Raw genomic sequence first — 20055 nt, 5'->3', positions numbered from 1 at the left:
CATCTTCGACAATATTTCAAGAAATTTCAGATTTCGCGATGAGCGGACAGGAACTTCATCCAAATGCATAGCTCATACCACCGGTAACGATTCTCGCCGAGTTTGTACGAGATAACTTACGTAGGACAAAAGGCCATGTAACCAAGTTGTCACAGCAACTTGCCTAGATGACTAACTAGTCTGAAAACATACTGAAGGACAGGAGATACGCACCATTAATATCCCCTACAAGGCCAAGGCCGCGCCCCTATAAACGTGCTTGCCTGAGCACCAGACCGCTTGATCCACGGGCTTTACGCCTGACATCGAGCGCATTAGACGATTGCACAAGCGTCTTCCGAACGGAAGATCGGCTGCATAACAGGGCACGTCACAACTACAAGGCCTAGTTGCGCACATCTTGAGTGCACTTATTTAGACACTCGGAACTTTTTATGCCTGCACACGGTATTGCGGCGTCTGCAAGCCGCACTTCCGAGTGCACTAGTGACCGCTGAACACCATTAACTCCGGCCTTCTAAGGCCTGATATATACAGAGGTAATTGCGATGCGCATCAGCATATTTGGTTTGGGTTACGTTGGCGCAGTATGTGCCGGTTGCCTGTCTGCACGGGGCCATGACGTGGTTGGCGTCGATGTTGCCAAAGACAAGATCGACATGATCAACGCTGGCAAATCTCCCATTGTTGAACCGGGCCTGGGCGAACTTCTGCAACAGGGTATTCAAACCGGTCGTCTGCGTGGCACGACCAACTTCGCCGAAGCGATTCGTGACACTGACCTGTCGATGATCTGCGTCGGCACGCCGAGCAAGAAGAATGGCGACCTGGAACTGAACTACATCGAAGCGGTATGCCGCGAGATCGGTTTTGTCCTGCGTGAAAAAACCACCCGCCACACCATCGTCGTGCGCAGCACCGTGCTGCCGGGCACCGTCGCCAATGTGGTCATCCCGATCCTCGAAGATTGCTCCGGCAAAAAGGCTGGCGTTGATTTCGGCGTCGCAGTTAACCCTGAGTTCCTGCGTGAATCCACCGCCATCGCCGACTACGACCTGCCACCGATGACCGTCATCGGCGAGTTCGACAAGGCTTCGGGAGACGTTCTGCAATCGCTGTACGAAGAACTCGACGCACCGATCATCCGCAAGGACATCGCTGTCGCCGAGATGATCAAGTACACCTGCAACGTCTGGCACGCGACCAAAGTGACCTTCGCCAACGAGATCGGCAACATCGCCAAAGCGGTCGGCGTCGATGGTCGCGAAGTGATGGAAGTGGTCTGCCAGGACAAGACCCTCAACCTGTCCCAGTACTACATGCGTCCGGGTTTTGCTTTCGGCGGCTCGTGCCTGCCAAAAGACGTCCGCGCCCTGACCTACCGCGCCGGTTCGCTGGACGTCGAAGCACCGCTGCTCAACTCGCTGATGCGCAGTAACGAATCGCAAGTGCAGAACGCCTTTGACATCGTTGAAAGCCACGACAAACGCAAAGTCGCCCTGCTCGGTCTGAGCTTCAAGGCTGGCACCGACGACCTGCGCGAAAGCCCGCTGGTGGAACTGGCCGAAATGCTGATCGGCAAGGGTTACGACCTGAGCATCTACGACAGCAACGTCGAGTACGCCCGTGTTCACGGCGCGAACAAGGATTACATCGAGTCGAAAATCCCGCATGTGTCGTCCCTGCTCAACGCGGACTTCGATTCGGTGATCAACAACTCCGACGTGATCATCCTCGGCAACCGCGACGAGAAATTCCGCGCGCTGGCGCAGCAAGCGCCGCACGGCAAACAGGTCATCGACCTGGTGGGCTTCATGGCCAAGGCCACCGATGCCGGTACGCGCACCGAAGGTATCTGCTGGTAAAGCAGCCCCAAGCGACAAGCCTCGAGTTGCAGCTTGCAGCTCGAGGCTTGCAGCTCGAAGCCTCTAATACCTTCGGATGACGCTGATGACCAAGCTCAAACATTTTTTTCTGCAATCAGCCGGCTGGCTTTTTTATCTCAGTCTGCTGATGGGCCTGGCCTTGATGCTGCCCACGTCCACATTCGACTCCGAGTCGAAGGACTTCATTTTCCTGATTGGTGCCGTCGGTATCTGGCGCTACTCGATGGGTGCAACGCACTTTGTGCGCGGCATGATTTTCCTCTACATCGTTTACCCGCACCTGCGCCGTAAAGTGCGCAAGCTGGGTAAAGCGGCGGACCCGTCGCATGTGTTTCTGATGGTCACCAGTTTCCGTATCGACGCGTTGACCACCGCGCAGGTCTACAGCTCGGTGATCCGCGAAGCCATCGACTGCGAACTGCCGACCACCGTGGTCTGCTCGATTGTCGAAATGTCCGATGAACTGCTGGTCAAGGCGCTGTGGGCGCGGATGAATCCGCCCGACCGCGTGAAGCTCGACTTCGTGCGCATTCCCGGCACCGGCAAACGTGATGGCCTGGCTTACGGCTTCCGCGCGATCTCCCGCCACCTGCCGGACGACCGCGCCGTGGTGGCCGTGATCGACGGCGACACCGTGCTCGGCGAAGGCACCGTGCGCAAGACCGTGCCGTGGTTCCAGCTGTTCGGCAACGTCGGCGGCCTGACCACCAACGAATTCTGCGAAGTGCGCGGCGGCTACATCATGAGCGAATGGCACAAGCTGCGTTTCGCCCAGCGTCACATCAACATGTGCTCGATGGCTCTGTCCAAACGCGTGCTGACCATGACCGGTCGTATGTCGGTGTTCCGCGCCACCGTGGTGACCAACCCGGAATTCATCGCCGACGTTGAAAGCGACTCGCTGCAACACTGGCGTCTGGGCCGCTTCAAGTTCTTGACCGGCGACGACAAGTCGAGCTGGTTCAGTCTGATGCGCCTGGGTTACGACACCTTTTACGTGCCGGACGCAGCGATCAACACCGTTGAACACCCGCCGGAAAAGAGCTTCATCAAGGCCAGCCGCAAACTGATGTTCCGCTGGTACGGCAACAACCTGCGCCAGAACTCGCGCGCACTGGGCCTGGGTGTGAAACGCCTCGGCGCCTTCACCTCGGTGGTGCTGTTCGACCAGCGCGTATCGATGTGGACGTCCTTGCTCGGCCTGACCGTAGCGATCATCGCCAGCTTCAAGTACGGCACCGCGTTCATCCTGGTTTACCTGCTATGGATCGGCATCACCCGCCTGATCCTGACGTTGCTGTTGTCGTGTTCCGGTCACCGCATCGGCCCGGCTTACCCGGTGATTCTCTATTACAACCAGATCGTCGGCGCGCTGGTGAAGATCTACGTGTTCTTCCGCCTCGACCAACAATCCTGGACTCGCCAACCCACTTCCCTGACCCGTGATCTCGCCAGCTTTCAACGTTGGTTCAACACCTGGTCGTCTCGGACCATGACCTTCTCCGCCGGCAGCATTTTCGTCGCCGTGCTGCTGATGATGGTCTGACCCGCCCCTATTGAATTAACAAGGAAATCGCCCCTATGAATACCGCCGTCAACGCCAACGTAGTGCATGAATCCGAAGCCCAGCGCCAACACGCCCGCGTGAAAATCCCGGCCAAACTGCGTTTCTTCGGCCCCGACCGGACCCCGGCCGAAGCGCGTGTCCTCGACTTGTCTGCCGGTGGTCTGGCGTTCAACGCCGGGCAAATGCCGCTGACCCTCGGCGAGGTGTACAAGGCGCGTCTGCAATTCGTCATCGACAACCTCGGCCTGGCCATGGACGTTGAACTGCAAGTGCGTTCCTACGACCGCCAGACCGGTCGCGTCGGCTGCCAGTTCCAGAACCTCGAGCAGCAGGACATTTCCACCCTGCGCCACCTGATCACCTCGCACCTGGCCGGCGACATCGTCAGCATCGGCGAAGTACTGGCAACCCTGCAGCGCGACAACTTCACCAAGGCGCGCAAGGTCAAGGACGGCGGCAGCGGCATGACCCCGTTCGGTCGCCTGAAAGCCGTGACCTTCAGTGCAGGCATTTTTGCTGTCGGTCTGGTCGCGGCGGGTTTCATCTTCAAATCGGTGTACGGCATGTACTTCGTCAGCCACGCGCAGGCCGGTCTGGTCAGCGTACCGGGGATGAATATCACCATGCCGCGCGACGGCACCGTGCAGAGCCTGGTCAAGTCCGACGGCGTTGCGGCCAAAGGCGCACCGCTGGCGACCTTCAGCACCAGCATGCTCGACGTGCTCAAGGGTCACCTGGACGAAGATCAACTGGCACCGGCCAAGGTTGAAGAACTGTTCGGCAAGCAAATGACCGGCACCCTGACTTCGCCGTGCGATTGCACCGTGGCCCAGCAACTGGTGGCTGACGGTCAGTACGCGAGCAAGGGCGATGTGATCTTCACCTTGGTACCGCGCAACACCCAGGCCACCGTGGATGCGCGTTTCTCCTATCGCCAGTTCAGCGATGTGCGCCCGGGTACACCGGTGAGTTTCCAGATCGCCGGTGAAGACAAGACCCGCACCGGCAAGATCGTCAGCAGCACCAGCCTGAAAAGCGCCGACCTGTCCTCCGACATCCGCGTGCAGATCCAGCCTGACGAGCCGCTCGACAGCAGCCTCGCCGGCCGCCCGGTGGAAGTGAACAGCGACCGTGGCCCGAACCTGAACTGGCTGATCGACAAAGCCATGGCTGCCGGTCTTTAAGTCGAGGACATGCCTGTGACTACTCCACCCATCCTGAAAACACCGCGATCCCTGTGGGAGCTGGCTTGCCAGCGATTGGATCAAAGTGGTTTTACTGGAATACCGAGTCGCCTGAATCGCTGGCAAGCCAGCTCCCACAGAATTCATGTGGTGTGCTCGCTGGCATTGGCAGTCAGTCTGGCTGGTTGCGCCGGCCTGCCTGATCAGCGTCTGGCCAACGAAGCGCTCAAGCGCGGCGACACCGCCACCGCTGCGCAGAACTATCAGCAACTGGCCGATCTGGGTTACAGCGAGGCGCAAGTCGGACTCGCCGATATCCAGGTCGACAGCCGTGACCCCGAGCAAATGAAACAGGCCGAAGCGACTTACCGCGCCGCCGCCAGTGTTTCGCCGCGTGCTCAGGCTCGCCTGGGTCGCCTGCTGGTGGCCAAGCCGGGCTCGACCGAAGCCGAGCACCAGGAAGCTGAAAGCCTGCTGAAAAAAGCCGCCGCCAATGGCGAAGGCAACACGTTGATCCCGCTGGCGATGCTGTACCTGCAATACCCGCACAGCTTCCCGAATATCAACGCGCAGCAGCAGATCGATCAGTGGCGCAAATCCGGTTACCCGGAAGCGGGTCTGGCGCAGGTGCTGCTGTATCGCACCCAAGGCACCTACGACCAGCACCTGGATGACGTGGAAAAAATCTGCAAAGCCGCGCTCAACACTACCGACATTTGCTACGTCGAGCTGGCCACGGTCTATCAGAAACGTGCTCAGCCCGAGCAACAAGCCGAGCTGATCAAGCAGATGCAGGCCGGTTACAGCCGAGGCACCGTCACCGCTCAGCGCGTCGATTCCGTGGCCCGTGTACTGGCCGATTCGACCCTGGGCAAGACCGACGAGAAAACCGCGCAATCGTTGCTTGAACCGATTGCCCCAGGCTACCCGGCGTCGTGGGTGACCCTCGCGCAACTGCTTTACGACTACCCGGAACTGGGCGACGTCGACCAAATGATGAAGTACCTCGACAACGGCCGCGCCGCCGACCAGCCGCGCGCCGAGCTGTTGCTGGGCAAGCTCTACTACGAAGGCAAAATGGTCCCGGCCGACGCGAAAGTCGCCGAAGAACATTTCCAGAAAGCCGTTGGCCGCGAAGTCGCCGCCGACTACTACCTCGGCCAGATCTATCGCCGTGGCTACCTCGGCAAGGTCTATCCGCAAAAGGCTCTCGACCATCTGCTGACCGCTGCGCGCAATGGCCAGAACAGCGCCGACTTCGCCATCGCCCAACTGTTTTCCCAAGGCAAGGGCACCAAGCCCGACCTGCTCAACGCCTACGTGTTCAGCCAATTGGCCAAGGCGCAAAACACCCCGCAAGCCGATGAACTGGCGACCACCCTTGCCGCGCAATTGCCGCCCGAGCGTCTGGCCGAAGCCCAGCGCCTGCTGCAACAGGAACAGGCCAGCCGTGGCGCCCTGAATCAGAACACGCTGCAACTGCACGCCCTGCAAGAAGAAGACGGCGAGGAAAAACCATGAAGCTCAATCCATTCGTGAAGGCCGGTATTGGCCTCACCTTCGCGCTGATCTGGTCTTGCCCGACGCTGGCCGCGATGACTGAAAGCAAAAACTTTGGCCTCGAAGTGAAAATCACCGGCCAGTCCGAAGACGACCGCGACCTCGGCACCGCCAGCGGCGGCGACGTCAACGGCGTCGGCCTCGACCTGCGTCCGTGGGTCTACGGCGAAAGCGGCGCGTGGAGCGCCTATGCAATGGGTCAGGCCGTGACCTCGACCGACATTATCGAGACCGACACCCTGCAACAGTCCGACAGCGACGGCACGCAGACCACCGACAACGGTGATCGCAAGACCAAGAAAAACTACCTGGCAATGCGTGAATTCTGGGTCGGCTACAGCGGCCTCACGCCGTATCCGGGCGAGATGCTCAAGTTTGGTCGCCAGCGCCTGCGCAATGACGACGGCCAATGGCGCGACACAAACATCGAAGCACTGAACTGGACCTTCGACACCACCCTGTTGCGCGCCAACGCCGGTGTCGCCGAACGCTTCAGCGAATACCGCACCGACCTCAAAGAGCTGGCGCCGAAAGACAAGGATCGCCTGCACGCCTACGCCGATGCCGCTTACCAGTGGACACCGGGCAACTGGGTCGGCATTCGCGGTCATCACACCCACGACGACGGCAAACTGGATTACCCGGAACCGGGCGTGGCCGGTGACTCGCTGGACAAGAAAGAGAACGGCGACATCAGCTGGCTCGGCCTCACTGCCGACAGCGACGCCTACAACTGGCGCAACACCAACACCGTCAACTACTGGGGCAGCATCACCGGCATGAGCGGCGACCGTGACACGGTCAATGCCCTCAACGCCGATGGCACGCGCCCCGCTCAAGCCAAACGCAGCGATGATGTGAATGGCTGGGCCACCGACATCGGTGTGCGCCTGCGCCTCGATCCGCAATGGCAAGTCGGCGGCGCCTATGCCCGCGCCAGCGCCGATTACGAGCAGAACGGTCTGGAAAGCAACCGCTCCAACTACACCGGCACACGTTCGCGAGTTCACCGTTTCGGCGAAGCCTTCCGTGGCGAAATGAACAACATGCAGACCGCGACACTGTTCGGTTCGTGGATGGTCAACGACGAGTACGACGCCAGCCTGATCTACCACAAATTCTGGCGTGTCGACGGCAACAAACCGGTCGGCAGCAACGGCATCAATGCCGTGGAAAACAACACCGACGACGTCACTGGCGCGATTCTGTCCAGCACCTCTTTGCCGCTTGAAGACGGCAACAAGGATCTCGGTCAGGAGATGGACCTGGTTGTCACCAAGTACTTCAAGCAAGGCCTGTTGCCGGCGGCGCTGAGCCAGTCGATCGACGAGCCATCGGCGCTCGTGCGTTTCCGTGGCGGTGTGTTCAAGCCGGGCGACGCTTATGGCAGCCAGGTTGATTCGTACATGCACCGCGCGTTCATCGACGTGATCTGGCGCTTCTGATGCAAACCGCGAAGGGAGTGCCCGACATGAACCATGCAAGGAAAGGCTCGCTCAGCCTGTTGGCCGGCGCAATGCTGCTGGCCTCGGCTGGTGCCTTCGCCACGGTGGAACCGGCCAAGCCTGTGACCACCGCCAAAGAACTGCAACAAGCCAAGACCTACACCGTCAGCAGCGCACCCACTGATGCGCTGAACCTGGCCGCGCCAAAACTGCCTGACCTGTCCGGCTTCACCGCCGAGGCCGCTGCCGCAAAAATCGTGCGCAGTAAAGCGGGCAAGATCAGCGTGCGCCGGATGATGCAGGAAGACGCCCTGAAGGACTTCATCGGCGGCGACAACAAGATGGCCGAATGGGTGGTGCGTCAGCACGGCATCCCGCAGGCGATCTTCGTCGACGACGGCTATATCAACCTGAAAGAGCTGGCGCAGAAACTGCCCAAGCAGTATTTCAGCGAGACCTCGCCGGGCGTGTATCTGTCGAAGTTGCCGATCGTCGTCGGCCGTAAAGGCATCCTCGAAATCGACGGCCAGACTCAAGAGCTGCGCCTGTCGCAAGAGGCCGGTTCGTTCCTGGTCAACGACGGTCAGCTGTTCGTGCGTGACACCAAGGTCACTGGCTGGCGCGAAAAGGAAAACGGCCCGGCGACGTTCCGTTCGCCGAAGGAATTCCGCCCGTTCCTGCTCGCCTGGGGCGGCACCGAGACTTACATCGTCAACAGCAAGATGGCCAGCTTCGGCTACGCCAACAGTAAGTCGTACGGGGTGAGTATTTCCCAGTACACGCCGAACATGGCGAAGGTGCTCAAGCGTCCGGAGCCAACTGGCTGGATCGTCGGTTCCGAGTTCTCCGACATGTGGTACGGCTTCTACTGCTACGAGACCCGCGACTTCGTGGTCAAGGGCAACACCTACAAAGACAACATCGTCTACGGCATCGACCCGCACGACCGTTCCCACGGCCTGATCATTGCCGAGAACACCGTCCACGGTACGAAGAAGAAGCACGGGATCATTATTTCCCGTGAGGTCAACGACAGCTTCATCTTCAACAACAAGAGCTTCGACAACCACCTCTCGGGCCTGGTGATCGACCGTAACAGCGTCAACAACATCATTGCCTACAACGAGATCTACCAGAACCACACCGACGGCATCACCCTCTACGAGTCCGCCGACAACCTGCTGTGGGGCAACAAGGTCATCAGCAACAAGCGCCACGGCATCCGCATTCGTAACAGCGTGAACATCCGCCTCTACGAAAACGTCGCCATGGCCAACGGCCTGACCGGCGTCTACGGCCACATTAAGGACCTCACCGACACCGACCGTGACATCAAGCTCGACCCGTTCGACGCGCAGGTGTCGCTGATTGTCGTCGGCGGTGAACTCGCGGCCAACGGCAGCGGCCCGCTGTCGATCGATTCGCCCTTGAGTGTCGAGCTGTATCGCGTGTCGATGCTGGCGCCGACCAAATCCAGCGGCATCAGCTTCAACGGCATCCTCGGCGAGCGCCAGGATGAAATTCTCGACTTGCTGGTGCGCCAGCAGAAAGCCGTGCTGATCGACCCTGTCGAACGCCAGACCGAAATGCAGGACTGAGGATAATTTTATGCACCCACACTTGATCAAATTACTCAGCCTGTCGGCCCTGACCGTGGGCATTCTCGCGGCCAGCAATGCGGCGCGTGCAGACGACACGCAAGCGCCGAAATTCACTGCCGAGCCGTGCTGCAACCTGTGCCCGGAAGCCCATGACGCGAAGAACTACACCACGCGTTATCAGCAGAACTTCACTACGTTGGTGCAGGCGCAGGGCGACTGGTTGTTCCGGACTCAGGAAGATTTGCGCACCGAGTTCAACACCACTCCGGCCGGCTACAAACGCCTGCAACAACTGCACGATGCGTTCAAGGCCAAGGGCGTTGAGCTGGTGATCGTTTACCAGCCGACCCGTGGCCTGGTGAACCGCAACAAGCTCAACCCGCAGGAAAAAGCCGCGTTCGATTACGAGAAAGCGCTGGGCAACTACAAGACCATGCTCGGCCGTTTCGCCAAGATGGGCTACGTGGTGCCAGACCTGTCGCCGCTGACCAACGAATCGCTGCCGGACACCCTGCCCGCCCACGATTTCTACTTCCGCGGTGACCAGCACTGGACACCATACGGCGCGCAACGCACGGCAAAAATCGTCGCCGAGAAGGTCAAGCAAATCCCGTCCTTCGCCGACATTCCCAAGCGTGAGTTCGAGACCAAGCGCTCCGGGCGCATGGGCAAGACCGGCACTCTGCACAACATGGCCGGGCAACTGTGCGGCACCAGTTACGCGATCCAGTACATGGATCAATTCACCACCGAGCCTAAGGGCGAGGCCGGTGACGGCGATCTGTTCGGTGATTCCGGCAACCCGCAAATCACCCTGGTCGGGACCTCGCACAGCGGTAAGAACTACAACTTCGCCGGCTTCCTCGAAGAGGCCATCGGCGCCGATATTCTCAACGTCGCCTTCCCCGGCGGAGGTCTGGAAGGTTCGATGTTGCAGTACCTCGGTAGCGACGAATTCCAGAAGACCCCACCGAAAATTCTCATCTGGGAATTCTCGCCGCTGTACCGCCTCGACCAGGAAACCATCTATCGCCAGATGATGTCGCTGCTCGACAACGGCTGCGAAGGCAAAGACGCGCAAATGTCCGCGAGTACCACGCTCAAGCCGGGCAGCAAACAAGAACTGCTGGTCAACAGCAAGAACCTGAACCTGCAGAACAGCAGCCATCAGGTCGACATCCGCTTCGCCGACACTTCGGTGAAAACCCTGCAAGCCACCCTCTGGTACATGAACGGTCGCCACGAGGACATCAAGATCGAGAAACCGGAAACCTCCGACACCGACGGTCGTTTCGCCTTTGAGCTGCGCACGGACGAAGACTGGGCCTCGCAAAATCTGCTGGCGGTCGAAGTCCAGGGCCCTGAAGCCGGCGCCGCGCCACAGAAAGTCGAAGCGAAAATCTGCAAACGCAACGTATTCCCGAGCGCTGGGCCACAAACCGCTCAGGTCGGGCAATGAGGTCTGCTATGCGAAATCCGAAATTGAAATCTTTATTGGCACCGACGCTGTTGAGCCTGGCGATGTTCGCCGGGGCCACTCAGGCCGCCGCGCCTTTGCGGCCACCTCAGGGCTACTTTGCGCCTGTGGATAAATTCAAGACTGGCGACAAAAGCGAAGGCTGCGATGCGATGCCGGCGCCGTACACCGGTCCGCTGCAATTTCGCAGCAAGTACGAAGGTTCCGACAAGGCCCGTTCGACGCTGAACGTGCAGTCGGAAAAAGCCTTCCGCGACACCACCAAAGACATCACCACGCTGGAACGCGGCACCGCCAAACGGGTGATGCAGTTCATGCGTGACGGTCGCCCGGAGCAACTCGATTGCACGCTGAACTGGCTGACCGCCTGGGCCAAGGCTGATGCCTTGATGTCGAAAGACTTCAACCACACCGGCAAGTCGATGCGCAAATGGGCGCTGGGCAGCATGGCATCTTCGTACATCCGCCTGAAATTCTCCGACTCGCATCCGCTGGCACAGCATCAGCAGCAAGCGCAGGAGATCGAAGCGTGGTTCAGCAAGATGGCCGATCAGGTGGTCAGCGATTGGGACAACTTGCCGCTGGAAAAAACCAACAACCACTCGTACTGGGCCGCCTGGTCGGTGATGGCGACTTCGGTCGCAACCAACCGCCGTGACCTGTTCGATTGGGCGGTCAAGGAATACAAGGTCGGCGCCAATCAAGTCGATGCCGACGGTTACCTGCCGAACGAACTCAAGCGTCAGCAACGCGCCCTCGCCTATCACAACTACGCCTTGCCGCCGCTGGCGATGATCGCCAGTTTTGCCCAGGTCAACGGTGTGGATCTGCGTCAGGAGAACAACGGTGCGCTGAAGCGTCTGGGTGATCGAGTTCTGTCGGGTGTGAAAGACCCGGAACAATTCGAGAAGAAGAACGGCAAAGAGCAGGACATGACCGATCTGAAAGAGGACATGAAATTCGCCTGGCTTGAGCCGTTCTGCACGCTCTACACCTGCCCGGCCGATGTCATCGAGAAGAAGCGTGGCATGCAGCCGTTCAAGACCTTCCGCCTCGGTGGGGACCTGACCAAGGTCTACGACCCGTCCCATGAAAAGGGCAACAAAGGCTCGTAAGACCAAGACGCAAAACCCTGTGGGAGCTGGCTTGCCAGCGATTGCAATCTGACATCCAACACCGATGTCGACTGACCTGACGCTATCGCTGGCAAGCCAGCTCCCACAAGGGTTGTGGTGAATCTGGATGCAATACATCCCCCGGACTTTTCATGGGGGGTTTGGGGGGGCTTTGGCCCTTGACTGTTGGTTCAAACATGGAGAGATCGGGATGGTATTTTCATCCAACGTGTTCCTGTTTCTGTTCTTGCCGATCTTTCTCGGCTTGTACTACTTGAGCGGGCAACGCTATCGCAATTTGCTGCTGCTGATCGCCAGCTACGTGTTCTATGCCTGGTGGCGAGTGGACTTCCTCGCGCTATTCGCCGCCGTCACGCTGTGGAACTACTGGATCGGCCTCAAAGTCGGTGCCGCCGGCGTGCGTACCAAACCGGCGCAGCGCTGGCTGCTGCTCGGTGTGGCGGTGGATCTGTGCATCCTCGGCTACTTCAAGTACGCCAACTTCGGCGTCGACAGCATCAACGCGATGATGACGTCGGTCGGTCTTGAGCCGTTCATCCTCACCCACGTGCTGTTGCCAATCGGCATCTCGTTCTACATCTTCGAGTCGATCAGCTACATCATCGACGTGTACCGCGGCGACACCCCGGCCACCCGTAACCTGATCGACTTCGCGGCGTTCGTGGCGATCTTCCCGCACCTGATTGCCGGCCCGGTTCTGCGTTTCCGCGACCTCGCCGACCAGTTCAACAACCGCACGCACACCCTCGACAAGTTCTCCGAGGGCTGCACGCGGTTCATGCAGGGTTTCATCAAGAAGGTCTTCATCGCCGACACCCTCGCGGTGGTCGCCGACCATTGCTTCGCCCTGCAAAACCCGACCACCGGCGATGCCTGGCTGGGTGCGCTGGCCTACACCGCGCAGCTGTATTTCGACTTCTCCGGTTACAGCGACATGGCCATCGGTCTGGGCTTGATGATGGGTTTCCGTTTCATGGAAAACTTCAAACAGCCGTACATCAGCCAGTCGATCACCGAGTTCTGGCGCCGCTGGCACATCAGCCTGTCGACCTGGCTGCGCGACTATCTTTACATCACCCTCGGCGGTAACCGTAAAGGCACGCTGATGACCTATCGCAACCTGTTCCTGACCATGCTCCTCGGTGGTCTGTGGCACGGCGCGAACATCACTTACATCGTCTGGGGCGCCTGGCACGGCATGTGGCTGGCGATTGAAAAAGCGTTGGGCCTGAACACCTCGCCGCGCAGCCTTAACCCGATCCGCTGGGCGCTGACCTTCCTCCTCGTGGTCATGGGCTGGGTGATCTTCCGCGCCGAAAACCTGCACGTTGCCGGGCGCATGTACGGCGCAATGTTCAGCTTCGGCGACTGGTCGCTGTCGGAACTCAATCAGGCCAGTCTCACCGGTCTGCAAGTGGCGACTCTGGTGGTGGCGTACGTGACGCTGGCGTTCTTCGGTCTGCGTGATCTGTACACCAACCAGCCGCCGGCCAAGACCAAACCTGAAGTCAACGTCGAGGCCAACGGCCCTGCCACCGCGACACCGGGAATGATCAAGGCTGCGCCTGGCGAAAACCCGGCAAGCATCCACGAGCCTGGCTACACCGTCGGCGTCGAAGCCCAGGTGCAACCGGCTTACTGGACGGCGGATTGGTCACGCTACGTGATGCGCGGGCTGATCCTGCTGCTGTTCATCGCCTCGATTCTCAAACTCTCGGCGCAAAGCTTCTCGCCGTTCCTTTACTTCCAGTTCTGAGGGATCTGACATGACCCGCTCATTACGCATCTTCTACATCGCGCTGTTCCTGGTGACCCTGCTGGTGCTCGGTCTGTGGTCGGTGCGCAGCTTCTTCGGCTTCAGCACCAACGCCGATGCGACGGTGCTCAACGGCCGCTGGACCAAGGCTGTGGAAACTCACTACGACGATGAATTCCCGATCAAGCGTCTGGGCACCAACCTCTGGGCCGCGCTGGATTTCAAACTGTTCAACGAAGGTCGTCCGGGCGTGGTGCTCGGTCGCGATCAGTGGTTGTACAGCGATGAGGAATTCAACCCGATCGTCAACGAAGAGCTGAACCTGCAAGGCAACTACGCGCTAGTTGAAGGCGTGCGCCAGACCCTGAAAGCGAAAGGCGTGAAACTGGTGATGGCGATCGTGCCGGCCAAGGTTCGCCTGTACCCGGAGCATCTGGGTGAAGTGAAACCGGCAAGCATCCACGCCAACCTTTATCAGGATTTCCACAACCGCGTAGCAGCCGACAAGATCCTCGCCCCCGACCTGCTCAAGCCGTTCCAACAGGCCAAGCAGAACGGTCAGCAAGTGTTCCTGCGCACCGACACCCACTGGACACCTGAGGGTGCCGAGATTGCGGCGAATACGCTGGCGAAAACCATCGCCGACAAGTTCCCGCTCAGCGGCGAACCGCAGCGTTTCGTCACCACGCCGGCCGAGAAGGTCACGCACAAGGGCGATCTGCGTCTGTTCCTGCCGCTCGATCCGCTGTTCGAAAACCTGATGCCAGCGCAAGAGCCACTGCAAAAGCGCAACACCGTCGCGGCCGACGATCAGCCTGCCGGTGACGACGCGCTGTTCGCCAGCAATGAAGTGCCGGTGGCACTGGTCGGCACCAGCTACAGCGCCAACCCCAACTGGAACTTCGTCGGTGCGCTGAAACAAGCGCTGCACAGCGACGTGGTGAGCTACGCCGAAGACGGCCACGGCCCGATCCTGCCGATGCTCAGCTACCTGAAAAGCGATGACTTCAAGAACAGCCCGCCACAGGTACTGATCTGGGAGTTTCCTGAACGATATCTGCCTGTGAACAACGAAATCGGCGACGCCGACCCGCAGTGGGTCGCAGAGCTCAAACAAGCCGGCGCTCGCCAACAAAACGTAGCCATCAACACTAAATCCGAGACGCCCGATCGGGCGCAAAACTGAAAGAGAGGTAACACCATGACTTTCACTACTACTCCTCGTCGTCTCGCAAAACGCATTGCACTGGTTGCAGGCCTCAGCGTGCTCTCCGTCCAGGCCTTCGCCGGTGGTGACGCCGCGTTGTACGGCCCGACCGCACCGAAAGGCTCGACCTTCGTGCGTATCTATAACGCCAGCAACGCAGAAGTCAGCGCCACCGTCGGCAGCACCAACCTGAGCGACGTTGCGCCGCTGGCCAGCAGCGACTTCAGCTTCATGCCGGGCGGTGATTACAGCGCCAAGATCGGCAGCCAGACCCTGCCGGTCAAACTTGCCGGCGACCACTACTACACCCTGGTCAACAACGCTTCCGGCGCGCCGCAACTGATCGAAGAGCCGCCGTTCAAGAACAAGCAGAAATCCCTGGTCCGCGTACAGAACCTCAGCGACAAGCCGCTGACCCTGAAGACCGCCGACGGCAAGACCGACGTGGTGCCGAATGTGGCCGCCAAGGGCCGTGGCGAACGCGAAATCAACCCGGTGAAAGTCAGCCTGGCGCTGTACGAAGGCGACAAGAAAGTCGGCGACGTGAAACCGGTCGCACTGGAGCGCGGTGAGGCCGCGGTGCTGTACGTCACCGGTTCCGGCAGCAGCCTGTCGCCAGTCTGGGTGAAACGCCCGGTGTCGACGCGCTAACACATTTCCTGAACTGACCCGGCTCCCTTTGTAGGAGTGAGCCTGCTCGCGATATCGGTTTCACATTCACCGAATGTGTTGATTGACCCACCGCAATCGCGAGCAGGCTCACTCCTACAGGGGATCGTAGTGAGAGTTCGGGTACGAGACAAAAACAAGAGTGAAACGACACAGCGTTCGTGCCTCTAACCAATCGATTTTATGGAGTAAACAATATGATTCCGGTGATCTTGTCAGGTGGTAGCGGTTCACGTCTTTGGCCGCTTTCGCGCAAGCAGTTCCCTAAACAATTCCTCGCCCTGACCGGTGAACACACACTGTTCCAGCAAACCCTGGAGCGCCTGGTGTTCGAAGGCATGGACACCCCGATCGTGGTCTGCAACAAGGATCACCGTTTCATCGTCAACGAGCAGTTGGCCAATCGCAATCTGGAATGCCAGCGCATCCTGATGGAACCGTTCGGCCGCAACACCGCGCCCGCCGTGGCGCTGACCGCGATGATGCTGGTCAACGAGGGTCGTGACGAGCTGATGCTGGTACTGCCCGCCGACCACGTGCTGGAAGACCAGAAAGCCCTGCAACGCGCTCTCGCCCTGGCCACCGTCGCCGCCGAAAATGGCGAGATGGTGCTGTTCGGTGTGCCGGCGACCAAACCGGAAACCGGCTACGGCTACATCAAGTCCACCGCCGATTCGCTGCTGCCCGAAGGCGTCAGCCGCGTCTCGCACTTCGTCGAAAAACCCGACGTCAAACGCGCCACCGAATACGTCGAATCCGGCGGTTACTACTGGAACAGCGGCATGTTCCTGTTCCGCGCCAGCCGCTTCCTCGAAGAGCTGAAAAAGCACGATCCGGACATCTATGACACCTGCCTGCTGACCCTTGAGCGCAGCCAGCAGGACGCCGACACCGTCACACTGGACGAAGCCACCTTCGCCTGCTGCCCGGACAATTCCATCGACTATTCCGTGATGGAAAAAACCCAACGCGCCTGCGTGGTGCCGCTGACCGCCGGCTGGAGCGATGTCGGTTGCTGGTCGTCGCTGTGGGAAGTCAACGAGAAAGACGCCAACGGCAACGTCAGTAAAGGCGATGTGGTCATCCAGGACAGCAAGAACTGCATGATCCACGGCAACGGCAAACTGGTCTCGGTGATCGGTCTGGAAAACATCGTCGTGGTCGAAACCAAGGACGCGATGATGATCGCCCACAAGGACAAGGTTCAGGGCGTCAAGCAGATGGTCGCCACCCTCAACGAGCAGGGCCGCAGCGAAACCCAGAACCACTGCGAGGTCTATCGTCCGTGGGGCTCGTATGACTCGGTGGACATGGGCGGGCGTTTCCAGGTCAAGCACATCTCGGTGAAACCGGGCGCCTGCCTGTCGCTGCAGATGCACCACCACCGCGCCGAACACTGGATCGTGGTCAGCGGCACCGCCGAAGTGACCTGCGATGACAACGTGTTCCTGCTCTGCGAAAACCAGTCGACCTACATTCCGATCGCCTCGGTGCATCGCCTGCGCAACCCGGGCAAGATCCCGCTGGAAATCATCGAAGTGCAGTCGGGTTCGTACCTGGGCGAAGACGATATCGAGCGGTTCGAAGATATCTACGGCCGCTCCACCCCGATCGAACGCGGCGTGTCGGTGAAAACCATCGCGCAGTAAAACGCTCAGCAAGACAAGAAGCCCTCGTTCAGCCCACTGCGTCCCCCATCCGCAGCGGGTTGGACGGGGGCTTTTTTTGTCCGGAATCTGCGGTGTCTATACTGGCCTCTTCGCGGGCAAGCCCGCTCCCACAGTGGACCGAGGCGTTACTCGATTTTGTGATGACCACCCATCCCAGTGGGAGCGGGCTTGCCCGCGAAGGTGTCTTCAAACTCACCGCAGAAATCCTGCCCATCGCCAACCTCACCTACGCTTAGGTAGGATGCCCCTCTATCCCTTCGAGGTTGTGCGACATGTTCATCGGCGTTTTGCTGGTCATCACCTGGCTGATCCTGTTGCTGCGCTATCCAGCGAAGGCTTTGCCGGTGTCGGTAGCGGCAGCCATCGGCCTGGGTCTGGTAGCCGTCTGGGTGGTGTGGCTGGACAACCGCGAGATCAAGCAACTGGCGCGCCTTGAGATGCGCATTGTCTATGCGCCCGAGCAATGCCCGGCCGATCGGCCGTTGCAACTGAAAATGAACAACGGCAACAGTGTGCCGCTGACCGAACTGCGTTGGCGCATCGCGGCCTATGCACCGGGCGACACGGTCAATCTGGCCGACAACCAATACACCGCGCCACGCTATCGCGGCCCCGGCGAGTTGCAGGCTGGCGGCAGTTGGGAAGACTGCTTGCCGATGCCGCCGCTGCGGCCCGGTTATCGCCCGCAAACCCTGGAGTTTCGCGCCGAGCGATTGCAGGGTAGTTTCTCCGACTGATCCCCCCTCCCACTCTTTTGCACAAGGAATGCGCCATGCCTGTTGCGTTGATTACCGGATGTTCCAGCGGCATCGGCCGCGCCCTTGCCGAGGTGTTCAAAAGCGCCGGTTTCGAAGTCTGGGCCACGGCGCGCAAGGCTGAAGATGTAGCGGCATTGAGTGCGGCGGGGTTCACCGCGGTGCAGCTCGACGTCAACGACGGCGCGGCGTTGCAACAACTGAGCGAACGGATCAACCAGCAGCATGGTGGCCTCGATGTGCTGATCAACAACGCCGGGTACGGTGCCATGGGCCCGTTGCTCGACGGCGGCGTGCCGGCCATGCAGCGCCAGTTCGAAACCAATGTGTTCTCGATTGTCGGCGTCACCCGCGCACTGTTCCCGGTGCTGCGTCGAGCGAAGGGGCTGGTGGTGAATATCGGCAGTGTTTCCGGTGTGTTGGTCACCCCGTTTGCCGGTGCCTACTGCGCGTCGAAAGCGGCCGTGCATGCCTTGAGCGATGCACTGCGCATGGAACTGGCGCCGTTCGGCATTCGCGTGATGGAGGTGCAGCCCGGCGCCATTCAATCAAGCTTCGCGAAAAATGCCGGTCACGAAGCCGAGCAACTGATCAACGAAAACTCGCCGTGGTTTCCCCTGCGTGAAGGCATTCGCGCGCGGGCCAAGGCATCGCAGGACAAACCGACCCCGGCCAGTGATTTTGCCGAGGTGTTGCTCAAGGCCGTGCAACAGCGCAATCCGCCACGGCTGATCCGCATCGGCAATGGCAGCCGGGCGCTGCCGTTGCTGGCGACGCTGTTGCCCAAAGGCTTGCTGGAATCGACATTGATGAAGCGCTTTGGCTTGCGCGGGCAGCTCTGATTCACCCCGGTGAAATTGCCAAATCGGTCGATCCACGTAGAATGCGCCGCACTTGAAGCGCCCGCCGCTTCAAGTGAACCCGATAGCGCATGGAATCGCTGGCGCAAGCATCGAAGCAAGGGAATTGCTGAACACTGATATCCCTCCCCCGACCTTTCCTTCGCGGAAACGGCCGCTGCTTTGTTGAACTGCCTGAGGCGAGCCCTGCTTTTACGCTCCAATCCAGATCAGGAAACATCTTGTGAAAGTTTTCAACGTATTGCCTCTGGCATTGCTCACCGTGCTGGCTGGTTGTGCAAGCAAAGAAACCCCTCTCAATGACACCCTGCCGTTACTGACTCAGCAGGACGTATTGCCGGCCGTCACGGCCAGTGAACACTGCAACGCGCAGATGGACAGCGACATTCTGTTCGGCATCGGTTTCCAGATGTACGAAAACCAGGAACTCGACGACGCCAAGACCTGCATGGTCATGGCCGCGCCGAAACACCCTCGCGCATTTTGCTACCTGTCGATGATTACCGCTCAGGACGAACAGCTGACCACCGAGCAGCGTAACCGCCAAGCCTTCAACTACACGGCTTACGCGGCGCGGCAAAACGACTGGTGCGCAGAATACGGCCTGTACCAGGACTACAAATACGGCAACTCCGGGGTCAAGGCAGATGCGGCGCTGGCCACTCGCTGGCTGGAGCGCTCGTCGGTGCACGGCTATCCCGAGGCGCAGAAAGACCTGATCAAGCAATACGAGGAGCAAGGCAATCTGGTCGCGGCCTACGCCTGGACCAAGATCATGGCCAAAGCCGATGACGCCACAGCGACCGATGCCCTGAAAAAGAAAATGACGGCGGCGCAAATCGCCGAAGGCGACAAGCGTTACAGCGAACTTGCCGGCCAGGTCACCAGCAAGGAAGCCATGTACGCCGAAGCACGGGAAGAAGACGTCGGCCGTTACTCTGCCGAGATCTATCAGGAATGGCCGGACACCTTCAAGGGCATGTCGTCCACCGAGCGTTACGACTACGTGAAGCAAACCATGTACACGGCAATCAAGCAGCCCTTCACCAAGAGCCGTGGCCACGTGCTGAGCTACATCGTGATCGATCGCGCTGCCAAGCTGAAAAAGTCCTACGCGGATATCTCCAAGGACCAGCGCATCGTCGCCATCATGGAAGACCCAGATTTGTCGGTCGGTGAAACCATCGAGTCCGGCCTGCTGGTGGTCAAAAAGTTCTACAACTAAAAACATACCTGTGGCGAGGGAGCTTGCTCCCTCGCCACAAAAAGTTTTCTTGATACT

At 59.7% G+C, this 20055-nt stretch carries 15 protein-coding genes; all 15 read left to right on the top strand.

Going from position 1 to position 20055, the window contains the following annotated elements; all coding sequences use genetic code 11:
- The first annotated feature begins 548 nt into the window (after nt 1-548).
- The 15 genes from ACVVH8_RS05135 to ACVVH8_RS05065 all read left to right on the top strand — a co-directional run bounded on the left by ACVVH8_RS05135 (nt 549) and on the right by ACVVH8_RS05065 (nt 19998).
- A complete protein-coding gene (locus ACVVH8_RS05135; RefSeq protein ID WP_213027627.1) occupies nt 549-1865 on the top strand; it encodes a nucleotide sugar dehydrogenase in 1317 nt (438 codons plus the stop codon).
- Between the two features lie 85 nt (nt 1866-1950).
- Complete coding sequence (gene alg8, locus ACVVH8_RS05130) at nt 1951-3432, top strand: mannuronan synthase (protein WP_177431429.1); 1482 nt, start codon at nt 1951-1953, stop codon at nt 3430-3432.
- 35 nt (nt 3433-3467) lie between these two features.
- On the top strand, nt 3468-4637 hold the full coding sequence (locus ACVVH8_RS05125) for a PilZ domain-containing protein (RefSeq protein ID WP_475228852.1): 1170 nt from the start codon (nt 3468-3470) through the stop codon (nt 4635-4637).
- A 9-nt stretch (nt 4638-4646) separates the two neighbouring features.
- Nucleotides 4647-6158, top strand: a complete 1512-nt coding sequence (algK, locus tag ACVVH8_RS05120) for an alginate biosynthesis TPR repeat lipoprotein AlgK (RefSeq protein WP_475228850.1) — start codon at nt 4647-4649, stop codon at nt 6156-6158.
- Nucleotides 6155-7642 carry an alginate export family protein gene (locus ACVVH8_RS05115; RefSeq protein WP_213027626.1) on the top strand — a complete coding sequence of 496 codons (1488 nt, stop codon included), beginning with the start codon at nt 6155-6157 and terminating at the stop codon, nt 7640-7642. Before algK ends, ACVVH8_RS05115 begins: the two co-directional genes overlap by 4 nt.
- Nucleotides 7643-7668: 26 nt before the next feature.
- Nucleotides 7669-9240, top strand: coding sequence for a mannuronan 5-epimerase AlgG (gene algG / locus ACVVH8_RS05110; protein WP_315446456.1), 1572 nt, complete (start codon nt 7669-7671; stop codon nt 9238-9240).
- 10 nt (nt 9241-9250) lie between these two features.
- Nucleotides 9251-10702: an alginate O-acetyltransferase gene (locus tag ACVVH8_RS05105; RefSeq protein WP_475228848.1), complete on the top strand. Its 1452-nt coding sequence runs from the start codon at nt 9251-9253 to the stop codon at nt 10700-10702.
- Between the two features lie 8 nt (nt 10703-10710).
- Entirely contained in the window at nt 10711-11835 is a 1125-nt protein-coding gene (locus ACVVH8_RS05100) for a mannuronate-specific alginate lyase (RefSeq protein ID WP_475228845.1), read from the top strand.
- Between the two features lie 211 nt (nt 11836-12046).
- Nucleotides 12047-13612, top strand: coding sequence for an MBOAT family O-acyltransferase (locus tag ACVVH8_RS05095; protein WP_093436261.1), 1566 nt, complete (start codon nt 12047-12049; stop codon nt 13610-13612).
- Between the two features lie 10 nt (nt 13613-13622).
- Complete coding sequence (locus ACVVH8_RS05090) at nt 13623-14798, top strand: alginate O-acetyltransferase (protein ID WP_213027622.1); 1176 nt, start codon at nt 13623-13625, stop codon at nt 14796-14798.
- A gap of 15 nt (nt 14799-14813) precedes the next feature.
- Nucleotides 14814-15470: an alginate O-acetyltransferase AlgF gene (locus ACVVH8_RS05085; RefSeq protein ID WP_213027621.1), complete on the top strand. Its 657-nt coding sequence runs from the start codon at nt 14814-14816 to the stop codon at nt 15468-15470.
- Between the two features lie 215 nt (nt 15471-15685).
- Entirely contained in the window at nt 15686-17137 is a 1452-nt protein-coding gene (locus ACVVH8_RS05080; protein WP_064586060.1) for a mannose-1-phosphate guanylyltransferase/mannose-6-phosphate isomerase, read from the top strand.
- 293 nt (nt 17138-17430) lie between these two features.
- A complete protein-coding gene (locus ACVVH8_RS05075; RefSeq protein ID WP_123534243.1) occupies nt 17431-17895 on the top strand; it encodes a multidrug transporter in 465 nt (154 codons plus the stop codon).
- A gap of 35 nt (nt 17896-17930) precedes the next feature.
- On the top strand, nt 17931-18755 hold the full coding sequence (locus tag ACVVH8_RS05070) for an SDR family oxidoreductase (RefSeq protein WP_475228843.1): 825 nt from the start codon (nt 17931-17933) through the stop codon (nt 18753-18755).
- Between the two features lie 241 nt (nt 18756-18996).
- Nucleotides 18997-19998 carry an SEL1-like repeat protein gene (locus tag ACVVH8_RS05065; protein WP_475228841.1) on the top strand — a complete coding sequence of 334 codons (1002 nt, stop codon included), beginning with the start codon at nt 18997-18999 and terminating at the stop codon, nt 19996-19998.
- Nucleotides 19999-20055 lie beyond the last annotated feature (57 nt).

Source organism: Pseudomonas trutticola BRTCR10 (assembly GCF_056155105.1).
This window is presented reverse-complemented; position numbering and strand designations above follow the sequence as displayed.